This window comes from Hungatella sp. L36 (assembly GCF_014288035.1).
In genome coordinates, this window is sequence record NZ_JACOPC010000021.1 from 46,401 (window position 1) to 64,309 (window position 17,909).

General features: G+C 51.1%; 13 protein-coding genes. 9 read left to right on the forward strand and 4 right to left on the reverse strand.

The annotated features are described in order from the left end of the window. On the reverse strand, window positions 1–1,761 hold the full coding sequence (locus H8S80_RS30265) for a cache domain-containing sensor histidine kinase (protein WP_002601566.1): 1,761 nt from the start codon (window positions 1,759–1,761) through the stop codon (window positions 1–3). Window positions 1,762–2,048: 287 nt separating this feature from the next. On the opposite strand from H8S80_RS30265, the gene H8S80_RS30270 reads away from it, so the two are divergent. The 6 genes from H8S80_RS30270 (at window position 2,049) to H8S80_RS30295 (ending at window position 9,591) form a co-directional block, all read left to right on the forward strand. Then, window positions 2,049–3,452, forward strand: coding sequence for an ABC transporter substrate-binding protein (locus H8S80_RS30270; RefSeq protein WP_117622825.1), 1,404 nt, complete (start codon window positions 2,049–2,051; stop codon window positions 3,450–3,452). Window positions 3,453–3,470: 18 nt separating this feature from the next. Further along, window positions 3,471–4,361, forward strand: coding sequence for a carbohydrate ABC transporter permease (locus H8S80_RS30275; RefSeq protein ID WP_002601564.1), 891 nt, complete (start codon window positions 3,471–3,473; stop codon window positions 4,359–4,361). Window positions 4,362–4,372: 11 nt separating this feature from the next. Beyond that, window positions 4,373–5,206, forward strand: a complete 834-nt coding sequence (locus tag H8S80_RS30280) for a carbohydrate ABC transporter permease (protein ID WP_117622826.1) — start codon at window positions 4,373–4,375, stop codon at window positions 5,204–5,206. A 114-nt stretch (window positions 5,207–5,320) separates the two neighbouring features. Further along, window positions 5,321–6,316 carry a hypothetical protein gene (locus tag H8S80_RS30285; protein ID WP_117622827.1) on the forward strand — a complete coding sequence of 332 codons (996 nt, stop codon included), beginning with the start codon at window positions 5,321–5,323 and terminating at the stop codon, window positions 6,314–6,316. Window positions 6,317–6,349: 33 nt separating this feature from the next. Further along, a complete protein-coding gene (rbsK, locus tag H8S80_RS30290) occupies window positions 6,350–7,285 on the forward strand; it encodes a ribokinase (RefSeq protein ID WP_025530125.1) in 936 nt (311 codons plus the stop codon). 179 nt (window positions 7,286–7,464) lie between these two features. Next, window positions 7,465–9,591, forward strand: coding sequence for a hypothetical protein (locus tag H8S80_RS30295; RefSeq protein ID WP_243007957.1), 2,127 nt, complete (start codon window positions 7,465–7,467; stop codon window positions 9,589–9,591). 495 nt (window positions 9,592–10,086) lie between these two features. On the opposite strand, the gene H8S80_RS30300 is transcribed toward H8S80_RS30295, so the two are convergent. Further along, entirely contained in the window at window positions 10,087–10,704 is a 618-nt protein-coding gene (locus tag H8S80_RS30300) for a TetR/AcrR family transcriptional regulator (protein WP_002601559.1), read from the reverse strand. A gap of 109 nt (window positions 10,705–10,813) precedes the next feature. Here H8S80_RS30300 and H8S80_RS30305 point away from each other — a divergent pair, with 109 nt between their 5' ends. Genes H8S80_RS30305 through H8S80_RS30315 form a run of 3 tightly spaced genes read left to right on the forward strand, consistent with a single transcriptional unit; the run spans window position 10,814 to window position 15,048 of the window. Beyond that, on the forward strand, window positions 10,814–12,793 hold the full coding sequence (locus H8S80_RS30305) for an FAD-dependent oxidoreductase (RefSeq protein WP_002601558.1): 1,980 nt from the start codon (window positions 10,814–10,816) through the stop codon (window positions 12,791–12,793). A gap of 47 nt (window positions 12,794–12,840) precedes the next feature. Then, a complete protein-coding gene (locus H8S80_RS30310) occupies window positions 12,841–13,632 on the forward strand; it encodes an SDR family NAD(P)-dependent oxidoreductase (protein ID WP_002601557.1) in 792 nt (263 codons plus the stop codon). A 27-nt stretch (window positions 13,633–13,659) separates the two neighbouring features. After that, window positions 13,660–15,048 (forward strand): MFS transporter, encoded by a 1,389-nt coding sequence (locus H8S80_RS30315; protein WP_117622830.1) that lies wholly within the window; start codon window positions 13,660–13,662, stop codon window positions 15,046–15,048. Between the two features lie 382 nt (window positions 15,049–15,430). On the opposite strand, the gene H8S80_RS30320 is transcribed toward H8S80_RS30315, so the two are convergent. Further along, window positions 15,431–16,270, reverse strand: a complete 840-nt coding sequence (locus tag H8S80_RS30320) for an aminoglycoside 6-adenylyltransferase (protein ID WP_117622831.1) — start codon at window positions 16,268–16,270, stop codon at window positions 15,431–15,433. A gap of 843 nt (window positions 16,271–17,113) precedes the next feature. Beyond that, complete coding sequence (locus H8S80_RS30325) at window positions 17,114–17,812, reverse strand: flavin reductase family protein (RefSeq protein ID WP_117622832.1); 699 nt, start codon at window positions 17,810–17,812, stop codon at window positions 17,114–17,116. Between the last annotated feature and the right edge of the window lie 97 nt (window positions 17,813–17,909).

The following is a 17,909-nucleotide window of genomic DNA, read 5'->3' on the forward strand; positions in this document are numbered from 1 at the left end:
CTAAAGGGGAGGTTCCGGCTGCTGTGAGATCCGTATCGTGATGACGGTCCCCTCTGAAATCCGGGAAGTAACCAGGATGTCTGCCACGGCGAAGTACAGCTTCAGCCGTTTCTTAATACTCTGAATTCCGAAGGAACTCCGTTCCTCCGAAAATATCTGGCTGTTCAGCCGGCCGACAGTCTCTTCGTCCATTCCGCTTCCATTATCCGCGATCCGCAGGCAGATGAGGGAGTCCTCCTGATATCCGGTGATCGTAATCAGACCCGCCCGGTCGGAGGTGAACAGCTGCAGCCCGTGAATGATGGAATTTTCCACCAGGGGCTGGAGTGTGAGCTTCGGAATGCTGCAGGAGAGAACCTCCGGCTCCAGGCTGGTCTCAAAATAGAAACAGCCCGGATACCGTTTCTGCATGATCTTTAAGTAACCGCAGGTGATCTTTAATTCCTGCTCCAGCGTGATGATCTCCTTGCCTTTGCCCAGCGTGTCCCGGTAGAAGCTGGAGATAAGGCTGACAAGGCCGATGGCCTCGCTCTTGTTGTTCATCTCGATCATGCCGCAGAGCGTTTCCAGCGTATTGTATAAGAAATGAGGCTGCATCTGAAGCTGGAGATAGGAGAGCTCATAGCGCCGCTTTCGTTCATTTTCACGGTGGACGCGGGACAGCAGGTCCTGGGTGTTCCTGGCCATCTGGTTGATCTGCCCGGCCAGCAGGCTGATTTCATCGGTACGCCCCTCCTGGGTGGAGATCCGCACGCTATAGTCGCCATCCGACATGGAACGGACATTGGAGATGATCTGGTTGACCGGGAGCATGATCTTTCTGGTGGAGTACCGGAACAGAAAGAACGTAAAAATGCTGGAAATAATCCCGATGGCAAGGATAACGGACACGAGAGACCGGGAATCATGGTAGACCAGGGATTCCGGCGTGAGGGCGAACAGGTTTAGGTCCTTTTCCGGCTGGAAGGTGCATAAATACCTGGTGGAATCCAGTGTGATGGTGCTGCCTGTCGTGAGGAGAGCGCCGTCCGCAAATACATCTGTCACCATATTTCCCTGCATGCCGTCTTTGGTACCGGCGCAGATGAGTCCGTTTTTATCTGTGATCATGAAGATTTCATCCTCTGAGAAGAAGCCGTTGTAGATCTCGCGGATCTGGGACGGCGATACGGTCAGCGCAAAAAATCCCAGAGGTTCGCCGGTGAAGGCATAGGATTTCTTTAGACAGGTAAAGGTTAAATTGCCTCCTGGATACGGGGCCGCGGGCTCGTGGATATACCAGAAAGATTTTTGGGAGGAATGGAAGAATTCCTCCCGGACCTCCTGGGGCACCTCGATTTTGACAGAGGGCTGCGCCCCGTAGTTGTCCTGATAAAAGAAGGAGCCATCCCAGCTGTAGTAGCTGATGGATTCCACCGCGCTCTGGGTGGAAAGAAATTCCACGAGATAGGAGGAAAAGGAGGCCGCCTCCATGTGTTCCTCATAGGGGGAATTGTCCCCTTTCTTTGCCGCCTCGTAGCGGGCGGCCTGGTTCAGGGTCAGAAGCAGCGATTCATTTTCAATTCGGTCGAGTATCTGTTCGAAGCGTTCTCCGGCAAAGTCCAGCTTCTGGATACAGCTGTCCAGCGACTTCTTTTTCAGGATGGAATTGCTGTACTGTCCGATGGAACACGCGATGCAGGTGATGACAACGATCAGAATGATGGTGTACATAAAGGTGAATTTTGACTCCAGCCTTGAAAAATATCCTTTTCCGGTCACGAAAACCTCCTTATCCGTGGTACACAGTGTTAATAAGAAAATGATACTGCACGGGTTTTGCAAAGTCAACATGGACGCAGGAAAAGCAAAAAAGTCCAGAAATGACAAAATATTACATGCCTGGCCCGGAGCTTCGGACGGCAGGTATGCAGGGGAAGCGCGGCGGGATGCCGTCTGTGCAAAAATTTCCAGATAAAAACTCAAAAAGAACTATGGGAGCGGAGCGCCGCTTATGATAAGCTTTAGTAAGCAAAAAACAAACAAGTGAAGAAGAAGGGGGATTACTTATGAAGAAAAGAATGACAGCGCTGTTTCTGACAGCGGCCATGGCAGCGGCGGTGGCCGGATGCAGCCAGAAGACCACGGAAGTGAAGGACACTTCGGCAGCGGCCGTCTCCAGCGAGGCCAAGCAGGAGGAGGGGACGAAAGCGTCTGCGGATGGCAAGGAGAGCCAGGCTGCAGGGGAGAAGGTGAAGATTTCCTATTTATCGCGTTTTACGAATCCGGAGCTGCCGCGTGCCAAGTATTACATGGAGAAGCTGGAGGAATTCCGGGCGGCTAACCCGGATATCGAGGTGGAGGATGTATCGATCGCCGACGCGGAATCGTATAAGAGCAGCTTAAAGGCGTCTGTCGCAGCAGGCAGCCCGCCAACACTTTTTATCTGTTCCGACGCATTCCCACATTACGACTGGGCGAAAAACGGTGTCATCAAGGATCTGACGCCCATGATCGAATCTGCTGACTGGACCGGACCTGCAGATGAAGGCGTCTTCGGATCCTTCTCCTTTGAACGGAAAGGGCTGGAAGGCATATACGGAGTGCCGAATTCCGTTATCGGTTCCCCTGTCTATGTCAATACGAAGCTGTTAAAAGAGCATGGAATCGAGACACCGAAGACATGGGAAGACGTGCTGGCGATGACGGAGAAATTAAAAGAAGCCGATCCATCGATCGTTCCGTTCTCCATGGCTGCAAAGACGAAAGCCGATTTAGGCCGTTTCTTCAGCGAACTGGCGGTCCGCATGAACGGCCTGGAATTCAGGGACAGATTTATCAACCATGAGGTGAAGTGGAGTGATCCCGAGATGATGGCCGTGTTAAATAAAATGAAGGAATTCATCGATGCAGGCGTATTCGGCAGGGATGCGATCTCCTATGAGGTAGAGAATAATATCACATCCTTCGGCGAAGGAAAGATCGCCATGCTTTTTACGGCCAGCTACTACTTCGACCGTTTCAACGGAATGGATTTTGCGGATCAGATTGACTGCGTCAATTTCCCGTATCTCGAGAGCGCGCCGGAAAATAAGGACATCTGGTTTGCTTCCACCAGCGAGGGCTTCTGTATTTCCGCGGAACCGGGTACGGCGGAGTATGACGCGGCCTGTAAGCTGATGAGCTTCATGCTCTCCAAGGAGACCTTTGAGGGATATGCGGAAGTGGCCGGAGGAGGCGTCTATCCGGTGGATATCGACTACGACACGTCGAAGTCTCCGAATCCCATGAAGACCTTTATGGAGGGGTATGCGACGAGAAGTGATACAACCGATATTATGGCAGCTTATTTGGACGATGCCAGCGTGATTAATATTACGAATACGGAGCTTCAGACCATGTTTGTGGAGCGGCCGGTGGAAGATATCGCAAAGACACTCGACACAGAGTACGCAAAACTGTTTCCGCAGTAAGAAAGGCGGGGGATCGATTTGTTAATAAAAGTCCGGGGCAAAAAGTACCGGCCGGAAGCATTTTTTATGATCGCTCCGGTTATCCTGCTCTACACCTTCGTAATTATCTATCCGCTCGGCAACATGGTGTTCACATCGTTTTTCGAATGGAACGGAATTCCCACCGATCCGTACCGGTTTGTGGGAATCGGAAATTACGTGACATTTTTCCAGGACTATACGACTAAGACGGCGTTTATCAATCTGGGAATCTTGTGTGTGACAGGCCTGTTTGTGACAATTCCCGTCTCGCTGTTTCTGGCGACGGTGGTGAGCAAAAAGTTTTTTGGAATCAGATTTGTTAAAACGTGTTATTTTTTGCCGGTCGTGATCAACAGAATCGCCATCTGCCTGATGTTTACCTTTATCATGCTGCCGGGACAGGGTCCTGTCCCGGTGCTGTTAAAGGAGCTGGGGATCGCGGAGCATTTTAATCTGTTTAACGACATTCACACCGCCATGTGGGGAGTGGCGCTGGTGAACATGTGGAGCAACGTGGGATTTCAGATGATTATCTTTTCCTCGGGCATGGCGGCTATTTCAGAAGACGTCTATGAGGCGGCGGCCATGGATGGCGTTACTCCGTGGCAGCGCCTGATCTATATCACGCTTCCTCAGCTGAAGCCGACCTTTAAGATCGTGGTGGTATTTGTGCTGACAGGCGCGTTCAAGGTCTTTGATTTTATCATGGGACTTACGGGCGGCGGCCCGGGGTATGCCACGGATGTGCCTAATACGCTGTTGTATAAGAATGCATTTACCTACAGTAAATTCGGATATGCCAATGCCATCGCTGTGATTATGATTGTGCTCTGTCTCGTAATCACGGTCGTGACGAACCGCGTGTTTGCTGAACGGACAGGAGAATAGGGGGGGAAACCGTGAAAAAGAGAAAAATTACACCGGGCGGGCTCATCTATGCCTGCGTCGCGGGCATATGGCTGATTACCACGATTTTTCCGCTTTACTTTGCGATACTGTCCTCGTTTAAGGACGACCAGACCATTTTTGCCGATTTCTTCGCGCTGCCGCAGCGGTTTGGGCTGGATAACTATATTTCAGCGGAGAAGATGGTCCACATCCTGCGGGCCACTGCCAACTCGCTTCTCCTGTCGGCAGGTTCGATCTGCCTGATGCTGGGCGTATCCATAATGGGCGCCTATGTGACGGCCAGGAAGCGGATACCGGGAAGCGAGGGGGTGACGCTCTTTCTGATCGCGGCCATGATGATACCGATTCAGAGCGCCATTGTTCCCATTGTCCAGATGGTCAGCGCCATCGGACAGAGGAATAATCTGTTTGTGCTGATGGTCATTTATGCCGGAATCAATCTTTCGATGGTGTTTTTTATTCTGAAGGGGTACATCGAAGGAATCCCGAAGGAGCTGGACGAGGCGGCCATGATAGACGGCGCTTCCCTGTTTCAGACGCTTCTGAGGGTCATCGTCCCGGTGGCGAAGCCGGCCCTTTCCACGTGTGCAATTACATCGTTCCTGTTTATCTATAACGAGCTGCCGATTGCCAACGTCCTGATAACGAAGCCGCAGTTAAAACCCATATCGGTGGCGCTGTTAAACCTGAAGGGGGATTTCGGTACACTGTACGCCGTGAGCTTTGCATCGATTGTAATCAGCATAATTCCGACGGTCGTCTTTTATCTGATTGCGCAGGAGAAGGTGGAGAGCAGCATCTGCAGCGGCGTTGTAAAAGGGTAACAGAGGGTGTAAAAGGAGTAACAGAGGATGTAAAGGAGTAACAGAAGGTGTAAATGGGGATGAGCACCAGAACGTGATGAGCAGAAAAAACGGAGAAGGATGAAGGAGATACAGATGGACAGGATTAAAATAACAGAATACAAAACGAGAGGCGGGATGAACGTGGGCGCCGCGTTTGAAAAGCTGTATAACAATATCCTGAAGGGGGATACGGATGAGGCGGTTTCCACCGCTTTTGATCTATACAGAACGAGTCCGGTCATGCTGGAGGAGCTCTGGAAGCAGCTGGAGACGGCGGCGGTCTATGCCGTGGGTCTGGCGGAGCCGGGAGCGCTGGCTTATGTATACAATTTGAGATGCATCTGCTATCACACGGAGCCGTATATGCCGGACGCAGGCGGGATGCAGGCGCTGAGCTTTATCCAGGCCCTCCGGTATCTGTGCGCCTGTGAGAAGGAGCCGTCTCTGGAGACGGAGATTAAAAGAGTCCGGGATTCCTGTCAGGCCGGCGTGTACGCGGAGATTCCTGATTTTGCGAAGGATCACCACAACCATGCGGGAAGGGAACTGGGCCATACGCCGCTGGATTTCCTGTATCCCGATGGAGGGAGCAGAGTGGTGCCGGAGGCAGAGGGAGCGGAGCCGTATAAAAAACGGCTGATCGAGCTGTTGACGCCCATTTACGGCGGGGAACATCCGAGGCCGTTCCGTTCGGACGCCTATAATCATTTCTATGAGATGGAATCGCCTCATGGTCTCAATCTGGAGCTCCTTCAGTCGGCGTTTCAAAAGAGCATCCGCCGGGCGCTGGAGCGGGAAGCGCTGATGCTGGCGTACGAGGCATTCATAAGCGGCAGTGAGATGGAGGCGTATCTCTGGGAACGGATCGTCATCATGTCGGTGGAGGATATCGGCATGGGAGAACCGGAATGCAGCCGCTTTATGTACGCCTATTGCCGGGTGAAGGACCAGTTTGCGGACCGGCCCGAAGAGAGACTTGGACTCCTGATGCAGGCGGTCCGGATTCTATGCAGCTGTCCGAAGGAACGCGGAACGGAGCTGATCAAGGGCATTCTGGTTCAGGAATGTAAAAATGGAGACAGGAAGTAAAATTTCTCAGGGAAGAGTGACAGGAGAACCGGTATGGGAAGGAAATCATTGGTTTTTGGAAGCTTTGTGGCAGATATCATGGCACGGGCGCCCCATTTGCCTGCACCGAAGGAGACGGTGATGGGGCATGGATTTAAGATCGGTCCGGGAGGCAAGGGCTTCAATCAGGCTGTGGCCGCACATAAGGCGGGAGCGGACGTGAAGCTTGTCACAAAGCTGGGGACGGACCACTTCGCCGAAATTGCGGAGAATACCATGGAACAGCTGGGCATGGACCGGTCGGGCGTATTTGTGACGGAGGAGTGCGATACAGGCTGCGCGCTGATCCTTGTGGGGGAGGACAGCGGCCAGAATGAGATCGTGGTGGTGCCGGGAGCCTGCCTCACATTCTCGGAGCCGGAGGTGGAGACGGTGAAGCGTCTGACCGAAGAAGAAGGCTGCGATTATGTGCTGATGCAGTTGGAGACGAACAGCGGCGCGGTGTATGACGTGGCGGAGCATGCGGCTCTGAACGGGAAGCGCGTCATCTTAAATCCCGCTCCGGCGGCTGCGGTTCCGGAACATGTGTGGAAATGGATCGATATCGTGACGCCGAATGAGGTGGAGGCAGAGTATTACACGGGAATACCCGTCTGCTCCGGGGAGAGCGCAGAAGAGGCCGCACAGTGGTTTCACAGGCGGGGCGTCCGTCATGTCATTATCACCATGGGGGACAGCGGTGCCTACCTCTCTGTTAATGGAGCCGGACAGATGGTTCCGCCCTTCTGCGTGACGGCAGTGGATACGACAGGGGCAGGGGACGCCTTTAATGGCGGGCTGTTAGCCGCATTATCCGAGGGGAAAGATCTGACGCAGGCGGTCGTATTCGCCAGCGCCGCGGCAGCTCTGTCGGTTGGCCGGATTGGGACGGCGCCATCCATGCCGGAGAGGGAGGAGATCCTCTCTTTGCTGAAAACCGTGCGGAAATAATCGAAAAGAAGACAGGACCAGTTTTGGAAGAATATCAGCGGTGCTTTGGCTGCCGGTTCTTCCTTAACTGGTCCTTTTGTGTGGATACATTCTGCATTTCCGGCGAACGATCGGAAGAAAGTATGGCATTTGCCCCGATTTTTGCTTATAATGAAGTTAATTTACCAGGGGGATTTTACATGAACGATAAATTGACTTATGAGCTGAGTGATAAAGAGTACAAAGAGTTTATCCATTGGTTTCACGGAACGTATGTGAAAATGCGAAAAGCAGGGCCGGGAAGAAATGATTTTTCCTGCCTGAAGGAACCGGTGGAGATGACCGTGAAGGAAGAGATAATCCATGCCAGGAGCGGAGCGTGTGAAGCATATATTCTGTACGGCGCCATAGAGCGGCTTTACGAGCTGGAAACGCTTTTCGTATTCTACGATATGATGCGCTTTTGGGCGGTGCCGAAGCGCCTGCTGGGAAGAGTAGAAGAGGCAAACGCGTGGCGGGTGGATTTTGAACGCCGGATTAAGGAAATGGGGAAGATGCGGATCTCCTTTCAGGAGGCGGCCGATATCTGCGCGGACAGCAGATTTGCACCCTGCCGGTATACCAGGCAGATTGAGGAAGTGAAGGCAGAGTATGGCCTTTTGCGCGTCAGCAGAAGGGAAATGGAACACTTAAGGAAGCTGGGAACATTTCCGTACCGCATGATCGGGGAGCAGATGGTGGCAGCAGGACGGAGAGGTCTGATAGAAATCACGGAACGCGCGGCTGTGATTCATCCTTATGAGAATATCACTGGTGTATTTTACACAAAGCAGACGCTGTATCTTGCGGAAAAAGAGGGGGACGGCCTGCTGCTGCCTCTTGCCGCGCTGGGAGGAATGGAGGGGGCCGAGGCGCTGATGCGTGTCTGTGACGCCCGATGCCGATTCAACAATCCCGCGTTTCGCCTGAAAAAGAAGTCTGTGCCGCTTATGGTGAGATGGAATATGCCGGGGAAGGCCGCGGCGGCGATATGCTGTGTGGCGGCGGTGGCAGCAGGCGCCATGATTTTAGGGGCGCTGAATGATATGAATGGGAGCGGAGGAATAAAAACGTCAGTTTTTGGAGCACCGATGACAGGCTCCGGAGAGAGGGCGGCTGATTCCGCAGAAGTAAGCGGCAGTGAGCTGCTCGTGGTTATCCCGGATGACGCGGTATTTGATGCAGTTACGGAGGATGGCACCTTTGTATCTTCGTCAATGTTCTACCGGATCACTCTTCCCGGGGGCGGCTGGGAGATCAGTCAGGACCAGTATAATTCTTTCGATGCCCTGCGTTCGGACTGGGGACAGGTCAGTGTGACAGGCGGGCTGTCCAGTGCATATGAGGGGTATGACGTAACGGAGATGCTGCCGAAGTCAAAGGCGGAATATATTGCCAAGACTTACGGTAGCGCCGCGGCCTTCGATTCGGAGGTGGAGGTGATCGATTATAACCTGGAAAAATCCGGGGAGTGGACGATCGTGAGCCGTGAAATACGGAGTAAAGGCGGGGAGGGTGTCCGGTACGTGATCGGACTCGATGTCTACGGACCGAAACGGTATTATTCCCTGAGCATTACGCCGGAACGTGAAGATGATGTGAGCTTGCAGACGGCAAGAGCAGTACGGGATTCCTTCCGGGCCGCCGATACATCGGTGGGAATCTGCAGAACCATGGAAGAGAAGATATTTCACGGATACTACGGCGATAATGTCTATATGACCAGCTGTCTCGTCCTGATGGATCATGCCATGAGTGATGAGGAGATCGCAGAGAAGCTCAGGGAAGTGAAGAAGATCCGTAATGGCGCCTATCCTGCGTCAGGGGACGCCCTGGCGGTCAGAACGCCGGAAAGCAAGTGGCTGGGAATCGATTGTCCGTCACTTCAGCAGAACTGTACCAGGGAGGCGGCGAAGGCGGTGGCGCGCATCTTTCAGTCGGAGGTGATTCTTTACGATGAGTTTGACGGAGACCTACTGATGGTGGCCTACTCTGACGCGGATCAGAAACATGCGTATGAGAGGGCCGCAGCCAACGGGCCGTGGATTCTTGAGTCGGAATTTCAGATTTACGGCAAGGAACAGAACTTCCCGGAGGATCTGCTGAAATATATGGATATCTCCAAAGAGGAGGCGGAGGCGATCTGGAAGGACAGCAGCTACGTGTTCCAGATGGAAAAATGGGTGGAACTTGTGGGGCATATGACGAAAATGCCCGTGCCGGAGGAATTTGTCGGGTTTCATGGAGCCGAGGCGCTGGACGAGGCGTTTCGTGTGGTTAAAGAGTGATGGGGGAGTGTGATGGTGAGTGATGGGTGAGTGGGGCAGAGAGTGGGGCAGGGAGTGCGGCAGGGAGTGAGGCAGGGAGTGCGGCAGAGAGTGGGCAGAGAGTGCGGCAGAATTTGCATCGTATGGTAAATAGAAATTACGGAAAACCGGTTTTATCGGGATTGATTGAGATCCTGATAGAGCCGGTTTTCTGTTTTCGTGGAGAATCTTTGCTGGTAAAGGTTTCTCTGTGCAGACTGAATCCGGTGCAAGTCATATCTGGCTTAGATTGTATCCGGCATAAACGATATCTATCGCAAAATGCACAAAAAATCAGCCGCAGAATTGTGCATAAGGGAAAATATGCATGATTCCCGAAGAAAATATTGATAAATTATTGACATTCTATAAAAGTGAATGTATTCTAAAACTGAACATATTCATAAAAAGAATATATTCAGTTTTAAGGCAAAAATAAAGAGCTCCTCCAGGGGAACTCTTCTCTGCCGCCTTTCATCAGCCTTCTTTCATGCCCTGTATGTCTTCCTGAATCCAGGCATTCATAAGAAGCAGAATATCGCGTTTCACCGTGTCATCGTCAAAGAAATATCCTACTTTCTTTCTCGTAACCTCAGAGTGGGAGTACTGGATCGAATCCAGGACGCTGGCGTGGGACAGGAGGATGACCTCTTCTGTATGAGGGCAGAAGATACGAAGAACGGAGGCGATCTCTTTTAAGTAAAGCTGGGAGATATCACGGACCCCCTCATAGTTTTTACCGACGGTGACCAGGTCTTCCTGCGCGGCTTTCGCCAGGCTGATGGTTTTTTCGTCCCGGTCGAATGCGTTGGAGTTATCGATCAGATAGTCGGCCAGCTCCTCCGGTGTGCGTATGGCTTTCATCTCATCAATAGAGTGAGAGATAAATGCAATGGCGTGTTCATTCCAGATGTCAGCCAGAACATCGCGCTTTGTTTTGTAGTGGTTATAGAAGGAGCCGATGGAATAACCGGATTCCGTAACGATGTCCTGAACGCTTGTATTCTTATATCCATTTTCCAGGAAAAGCCGGAGAGCGGCGGCTTTTATCTCCTGATGGGTCATTTCAGATTTTTCTTTCTGGCGAAGGCTCATGTGATTACCCGCTTTCTGTATAATTTCATGTTCAGTATTTTATTATAACAGGATTACCTCTCTTTGTGAAGAGAGGGGTATGACATAATACACTTAAGGAGGGTTTTATATGAATCACTATCCACACATTTTTGCACCTGGTAAGATCGGTTCTGTAGAGGTGCGCAACCGCACCGTCATGTCCGCGATGGGGACCAACATGTCGGATCATGGCTTTGTCAATGACGCCATTATCAATCACTACGTGGAGCGGGCGAAGGGCGGAGTCGGATTAATCATCATCGAGGTAACCTGTGTAGACACGCCTCTGGGGTTAAACACCGTGAACATGCTGGTGGCGGATGACGACAAATACATACCTGGACTTGCAAAGCTTGCAGCGGCCATCCACGCACAGGGGGCAAAATGTTTTCTGCAGATCAGCCACACGGGACGCGGTGCACGCAGGAAAAATATCGGGGCGCAGCCGGTAGGCCCTTCCGCCGTGGCAATGCCATTTTCCTATATGATGGGATTCGGCAATGAGGAGCCGCGGGCACTTACCATCGAAGAGATCCGCACGATTGAGGACAAATACGCGGCCGCAGCTGTCAGGGCGCAGAAGGCGGGCTTCGACGGAGTGGAACTTCACGCCTGCGGATATTACATGGGCCAGCAGTTTCTGTCCTCCACCGCCAATATAAGAACCGACGAGTACGGCGGAAACCCGGAGAACAGAAGCCGGTTCTATACGAATATTATCGGGAAAATCAGGGAAGCCTGCGGTACGGATTTTGGCCTCGTTGTAAAGCAGGCGGTGATGGAGGCCGGAGAACAGGGCGGAATCACCATGGAAGAGGGGATGTTCTACGCCAATAAGTTCCTGACTGCGGGAGCCGACGGCATCGAGGTCATGGGCGGCTCCTGGAAGCCGGTGCCTGATATCGACGATATCCCCAGTACGGCGGATAAGCCGGGACGTATGCTGGGCCTTTCCGCAGTTGTGAGAAAGGCGGTTCTCTCCATGCCGGGAGAAAAGAAAAATCCTGTGTTTATCGGAGGAGGCCGCACGTATCTGCCGTCACTGGCCGAGGAGGCCCTGGCGGAAGGGAAATGTGACTTTATATTTATGGGACACGGTCTTTTAGCAGAGCCGCACCTTGTGGAATACATGGAGCAGGACCGCTGCGGGGAGGCGCGCCCCTGCATCGGATGCAATCTGTGTGCCGATGACCAGCTTTCCTATAACCGCCATATCCGCTGCTCCTGCAACGCGGTGCTTGGAAACGGGGAAAATGACTACACGATGGAACCGGCGGCAGTGATAAAGAAGGTGCTCGTGGTCGGCGGAGGAATCGCGGGAATGGAAGCTGCGAGAACAGCTGCGAGGAGAGGCCACAAAGTAACGCTGGTGGAGCAGAATGACCATCTTGGCGGCCAGCTGGATTACGCGGTGGCACCGCCGTATAAGGATAACTTAAAACAGCTGTATCCCTATTATGAGAAGCAGCTGGAGCTTAACGGCGTGGAAGTCCTGCTGAATACAACGGCAGATGAAGCGTATGTGGCATCCCGGAAGCCGGATGCGGTGATCTGGGCCTGTGGCGTCCGTCCGGCGGTGCTTCCGATCCCGGGATTTGAGAAACCCATAGTTTCCAGTGCGAAAGAGGTTCTTCTGGGGAAAACGGTTGGCAGCCATATCGTAATCATCGGCGGCGGCGTCGTGGGATGCGAGACAGCCGAGCTTCTGCTTCAGCAGGGGAAGACGGTGACGATCGTGGAGATGCTCGATACGCTTGCGGGCAAGATGGCCGCGACCACACGGTCCATACTGATGGGCCATTTGAAGGGACACGAACTGAAAACCTATATGGAGTGCGCCTGCCGTGAGATTACCGATAACGGAGTCGTAATCGAAGAGAAGGACGGAAAGAAAACGGAGATCGTGTGCGACGATGTGCTGATCAGCATTGGCGATAAGCCCAATAATGAGCTTTGCGAGCGCTTAAAGAGCCTGGTGCCGGAATTCTATAACATCGGCGACAGCGATAAGCCGGACAGCTTTGCCGCTTCTTCGTCGGCCGGATATTATACGGCGCTTGGCCTGTAGAAAAATAGAACTTTTCAACATCAATTTGAGAAAAGAGGAAAAATAATATGGACAGAATTAAAGATAAAGTTGCTATTGTTACCGCTTGTACGAGAGGAATTGGCCGTGCCATTGCCGACCGCTTTGCCGAAGAGGGAGCCATTGTTTACATGGCGGTGCGCCGTATGGACGCGGGCCAGGAGATCGCGGATGCCCACAATGCGCTGGGACGCCGGGTCAAGGCAGTCTATTTCGACGGAGATATTCTGGAGACGATCGAACCCATGGTAAATCAGGTATATGAGGCGGAGGGGCGCATCGATATTCTGGTCAATAATTTAGGCGGCGGCGTGAAGCCGGGAAACAAAGATATTGTCGGGAGTGATATGGAAGCCATCTTAAAGGCATTTGAGTTCAATACCATTGTCACAGCCCTGTGCGCTCAGTATGCGATTCCGCACATGATCGCGGGAGGCGGCGGAAGCATTGTCAATATATCCTCTGAGACCGCGGTAGTGCCTCAGCTGACCAGAAGCTGGTACGGAATCGCCAAGACAGCGGTAAACGCTCTTACCGAGCACATCGCGATCCAGTACGGCCGCCAGAACGTGCGCTGCAATGCCGTCATGCCTCCATTTACGAAGACAGACTCTGTCAAGGTGCTGCCTCCGGAATTTGTGGAGCAGTATGCCAGAGCCGTTCCGATGGGACGCGTCGCGGAGCCGGAGGATATGGCCAATGCTGCTCTCTTCCTTGCCAGCGACGAAGCCTCCTTTATAACGGGACAGTGCCTGTTAGTCAACGGCGGCTACACGCTGCCGGGAGCTGATTACGCCGACAGCATGTCAGGGAAAGCATAAAATCCGGAGAAGGGGGAAGGAAAACTTATGGCTGGCAATGTGAATATAGAGCTGGATAATAGAAAAAAGGGGCTGGTAATCGCCGCCTGTATTATCATGTATTTTAACTACATGGTGATCAATCTGGGGTGCGGTGTGGCGCTGCCGAGACTCCTGACGGAAATTAACGCTATGAGCATCTACGCGGTAGTCACGGTATTCAGCTCCGTGGGACTCATGATCGCGTCCCCGGTGGCGGGGAAATTCAGCGATACGCTGGGACGTAAATGGCTGACCGTCATTTCTCTGGCCGCGTATCTGGTCTGTGTGGCCGGAGGCGGCCTGGCACGGACCGGATGGGTTCTCCTGGTATGCTGGGGGTTAAGCGGCATCTGCGGCGGTTTCTTCATCTCATCCGCGTTCTCCATCATTGCGGATGTGACCGACATGAAGGAGCGGCCAAAATACTATGGATATCTGGCTACGGCATCGGCTGTCGGCATGCTGGCCGGGCCTCTGCTGGCCGGAATCCTGGCCGATGCGGGAATGGCGCGGGCGGCCTACTTTGTGGGAATTCCGCTGGGAATCGTGGTAATCGCCATTTATGTAACGTGTTATCCCAATAAAAAGATGGCGGTACATACGGGAAGTAAGGTGGACTTTGCCGGACTGATTCTTCTGATTGTAAGTATCTGTTCTCTGGTCGCCTACCTGAATTTTGGAAATGTCATGTTTCCAAGAAAATCTCCTCTGGGCATGGCTCTGCTGGCAGTAGGAATTCTGGGGCTGGCCGCGCTGGTTATTTATGAGTACCGGGCGGAGAATCCGGTGATTTCCGTAAAACTGTTCCGGTTTAAGGAATTTCGGATCGCATGGATCTGCCACCTGCTCTTTACCATGTATGTGGTGACAGCCAGCGCCTACATTGTGCTGTTCGCCCAGAATGTCATGAATGTGTCCGCCACTGTCAGCTCTACCCTGAGCATGCCGCAGACAATCTGCAGCGCGGTGCTCGCATCCTTCGTGGGAATGTTTATCGCAAAAAGCAGGAAGAACTATCGGACCGCCTACATGATTATGGGACTGGGCGGAGCCATTCCGCTGTTAGTATGGGCATTTTTCTTAAAACCGGATTCTTCCGTACTGGTAATCTATGGAATGACGCTGCTGGGCGGTGTGGCCTACGCCTGTGACCAGGTAATCAACACGCCGTTCCTCCAGACGACGATGCCGAAGGAAAACTACGGCGCGGCCCAGGGGATGATCGCCTTTGCGGGATCCGCCGGCGGAACGATCTGCGGCGCGGTTGCCGGAGCATTCTTAAACAGCGGCGCCCCTATGGAGCAGTCACTCAGCAGGATCTATCTGGTATTCGGAATCTGTCTTGCCGTGGTATTTGCAATCGGCCTTTTGGGCGTGAAAAATCAGGAGGAATGAAGATCTGTATAATTAGTAAAAGGTCTGGCGCTATTTTGCCAGACCTTTTCATTACAGTTCATTTATAGCCGTTAAAATATTATTTTTGTCAAAAAAGAAATTGAAAATTTTATTTAGAATTGGGCGGGGTGTTCCCCTTGTAAAAAGCCTTCAAGGTACTCTTTGCCAGCTGGTAAAAAGAGTACTTATGGAACGTTAGAACTGTGTTTTTAAGGCTTCCGGTACAGGAGCCCTTACCCCTGCTGTTTGACTACTGGAGCAGGGATATACGCTCCATTTCTAGCGGTCTAAATGTCTGGTTATCTATCAGCGCCCAACAGACGCGCAGCCGACCAGTCAAGGGTGATCACAGGAGAGTGGGGGCTGGCCCTCAGCAACTATACTATAGGCTTTTTATAACCCATTCAGTTGAATACTCATCAGCTTTTGTTGGGTATTTATAATTCAGCTTACCTGCAACCTCCACAGCCACCAGCCTGAATAACTCCATGGTTGATAATAATGCCTTTTTAATGTCATTTTTTTCGTAATGAGCATAGCAGTTCGAAAGTTTTTGAATAATCCATTCCTCCGCCCACTCCTCAATGAAACGGCCATCGTGCCAAGTATCATATTTTAATCCATTCAATGCGTGAGCATAGCACTCAATGAGCGTTAGTAACCTCCACTTCATGTAGCTGTCCATACACGATTTAGCCGCCCATAGTTCGCCTCGCATTATTTTCTTTGCTGTCCAAATAGTATGATACCAAAAATCGTTTACTACATTGATAAATTCGTGTTCTGATAACAGCGAGTAAGGCGAATTTTCCATGGAAAACGTCGGCAACGTATGCTCAAGATCAATCTTGTCAACCAAAATGCGATAGCCTCGTTTTAATATATCAATCCCGCCATTCTTTACCGCATTTTCAAAATTTCCCTTTGAAAGAATAACGAAATCAACGTCCAGCGCATCGTCAAAAAGTATTCTTCTTTCTTTCGCACCACCAATCGTATTTTCAATAAAAGAAATATAGAAACACCCAATTTGCTCAAGCCATTGATTAGATTGCAGAAAAAGGTCAGGATTATCGACAATCATAATGACATCAAGATCGGAAAACTCGTCTGACGGGTGGTCGTTTCTGGCCTGAGAGCCAATAATGAGTGCTGCATATAATTCATCCTTATCATTACCCCAAAGCACAAAGTTGTTAATAATATTTTCAAAACGATTCATATTTACCTACCCCTCCTCACTTTTGTTCTATTCCCCTTACAGTCTAAGCCCAAACGTCCCGTAACTTGTTAACGCTCTTTATGCGCTCCAGGCGGGAAATTGGGTGGGATTTAAAAAAGCACAACGAAAACACCGCAAAATTACAGGTGAGAAAATTCCGGAGACGCCCTGTCTATCAGGATTATCGGCGATTTTCCATGCAGACGGATATGGAATCCGCCCCTACTATTTTTTATTGATTTTCAGCCGCAAAACGGTGTGCAAGTCTGTATAAGCCTTTATAAGAACGCCCTGCAAAGCCGCATGAAGTGGGCGTTTTCTCGTATCGTCAACTTTTTGTGTCATATCTCCTTGTAACCTGTTCTTGTAGACTTGGGCGGGAATTGGGCGGGATTTCCCCTTGTATAAAAGCGTTCAAGGCACTCTTTGCCAGCTGGTAAAAACAGTACACGCGGAACTTTTGCCCATGTTTTTAATGCTTCTGGTATAGAGAACCCTTACCCCCTACTGTCTAACTGCCACAGTAGGGATATACAGTCCATTTCCGATGCTCTAAATGTCCGTCAATACCTTAGCGTCCAGCGGATGGCAGCCGACCCGTCTGAGACGTTTACAGGGGATTGGGGGCCGGCCACCAACAAGCAAGATTTTCACTTTTGGGCCAGCAGCACAAAGGGGGAAAATCGCAAGTGTATATACACTTGCCCTGCTTGCGACTATTTAAAATAGTCAAATGGCGATGTGTGTATTTTTACCAATAAGGTGTACTACGCCAAATGCTCATAACGTGCGTATGTGACGGAGATTGACTACGGGCTAAAGGTGAAGGACTAAAGAAAATACTTATTTTGTAATCCACTCAATGGGGTCGCCTGGCTCTATTGTTCCGGGACCCACTCCCGTTCCTATTACTGTTCCTCCGGGACCATATATTAGTCCTTCTCCTGTTTCCGGATTGGTAGGCTGGTCGATTTGATACAAATATCCGGTCTTTCCATATCTACCGAGTTTGCTTTGGTCATAGCGGTCACTATCCATGCAAATGTTGACGGCTTTGAGCGCAACCGTCATATCATGGCTTCCTTTGTAAAGCTCATGTTCCCATAAAAGCTCACATTCGATATTAAGAAAACACTCTTTAATTCGTGGTGCATTAACCTTAACAGCTCTTTCTGCCGTTAGACCGGCGGCGGTAATTTCATCAGTTTCAAACTCATTATTACCAATCGTTTTTGCGCAACGGCCATATACATCATTTGAGGGGAAATTCAGTACACAAACGCCTGTTTCTTTTAGTGATTGATACATATGCCCGCCTTTATTGACTTTGCTCATAATACAGATAAAGTCATCTGTTCCGCCTCCTACAAAAGTTGACCAAGATTGTAGGCAGGCGTTTTCTTTTCCGTTAGATTTCCAACCTGTGACAACGAATACTAACGAGGGCATGGCTGTCACAAAATCATACCATGAAAAACCACCGACAGCTTCGCAGTATTGTTCAGAAATCGTTTCTGGTCTTGTAGGAAAATCCTTTTTCATTATACTATACTCTCCTAATATTCGTAGATTTTGGCTCTCTTTAACAGTATGTCATGTTTGTTTGCCGTAGATTATATAAATAATCTCCTGCAACCTA

Bases quoted from the DNA above. Each gene is read 5' to 3' on its own strand.
- H8S80_RS30325 (WP_117622832.1), bottom strand. From the start codon at position 17,812: ATGAAAAAGGATTTTCCTACAAGACCAGAAACGATTTCTGAACAATAC.
- H8S80_RS30295 (WP_243007957.1), top strand. From the start codon at position 7,465: ATGAACGATAAATTGACTTATGAGCTGAGTGATAAAGAGTACAAAGAG.
- H8S80_RS30310 (WP_002601557.1), top strand. From the start codon at position 12,841: ATGGACAGAATTAAAGATAAAGTTGCTATTGTTACCGCTTGTACGAGA.
- H8S80_RS30270 (WP_117622825.1), top strand. From the start codon at position 2,049: ATGAAGAAAAGAATGACAGCGCTGTTTCTGACAGCGGCCATGGCAGCG.
- rbsK (WP_025530125.1), top strand. From the start codon at position 6,350: ATGGGAAGGAAATCATTGGTTTTTGGAAGCTTTGTGGCAGATATCATG.
- H8S80_RS30285 (WP_117622827.1), top strand. From the start codon at position 5,321: ATGGACAGGATTAAAATAACAGAATACAAAACGAGAGGCGGGATGAAC.
- H8S80_RS30300 (WP_002601559.1), bottom strand. From the start codon at position 10,704: ATGAGCCTTCGCCAGAAAGAAAAATCTGAAATGACCCATCAGGAGATA.
- H8S80_RS30315 (WP_117622830.1), top strand. From the start codon at position 13,660: ATGGCTGGCAATGTGAATATAGAGCTGGATAATAGAAAAAAGGGGCTG.
- H8S80_RS30320 (WP_117622831.1), bottom strand. From the start codon at position 16,270: ATGAATCGTTTTGAAAATATTATTAACAACTTTGTGCTTTGGGGTAAT.
- H8S80_RS30305 (WP_002601558.1), top strand. From the start codon at position 10,814: ATGAATCACTATCCACACATTTTTGCACCTGGTAAGATCGGTTCTGTA.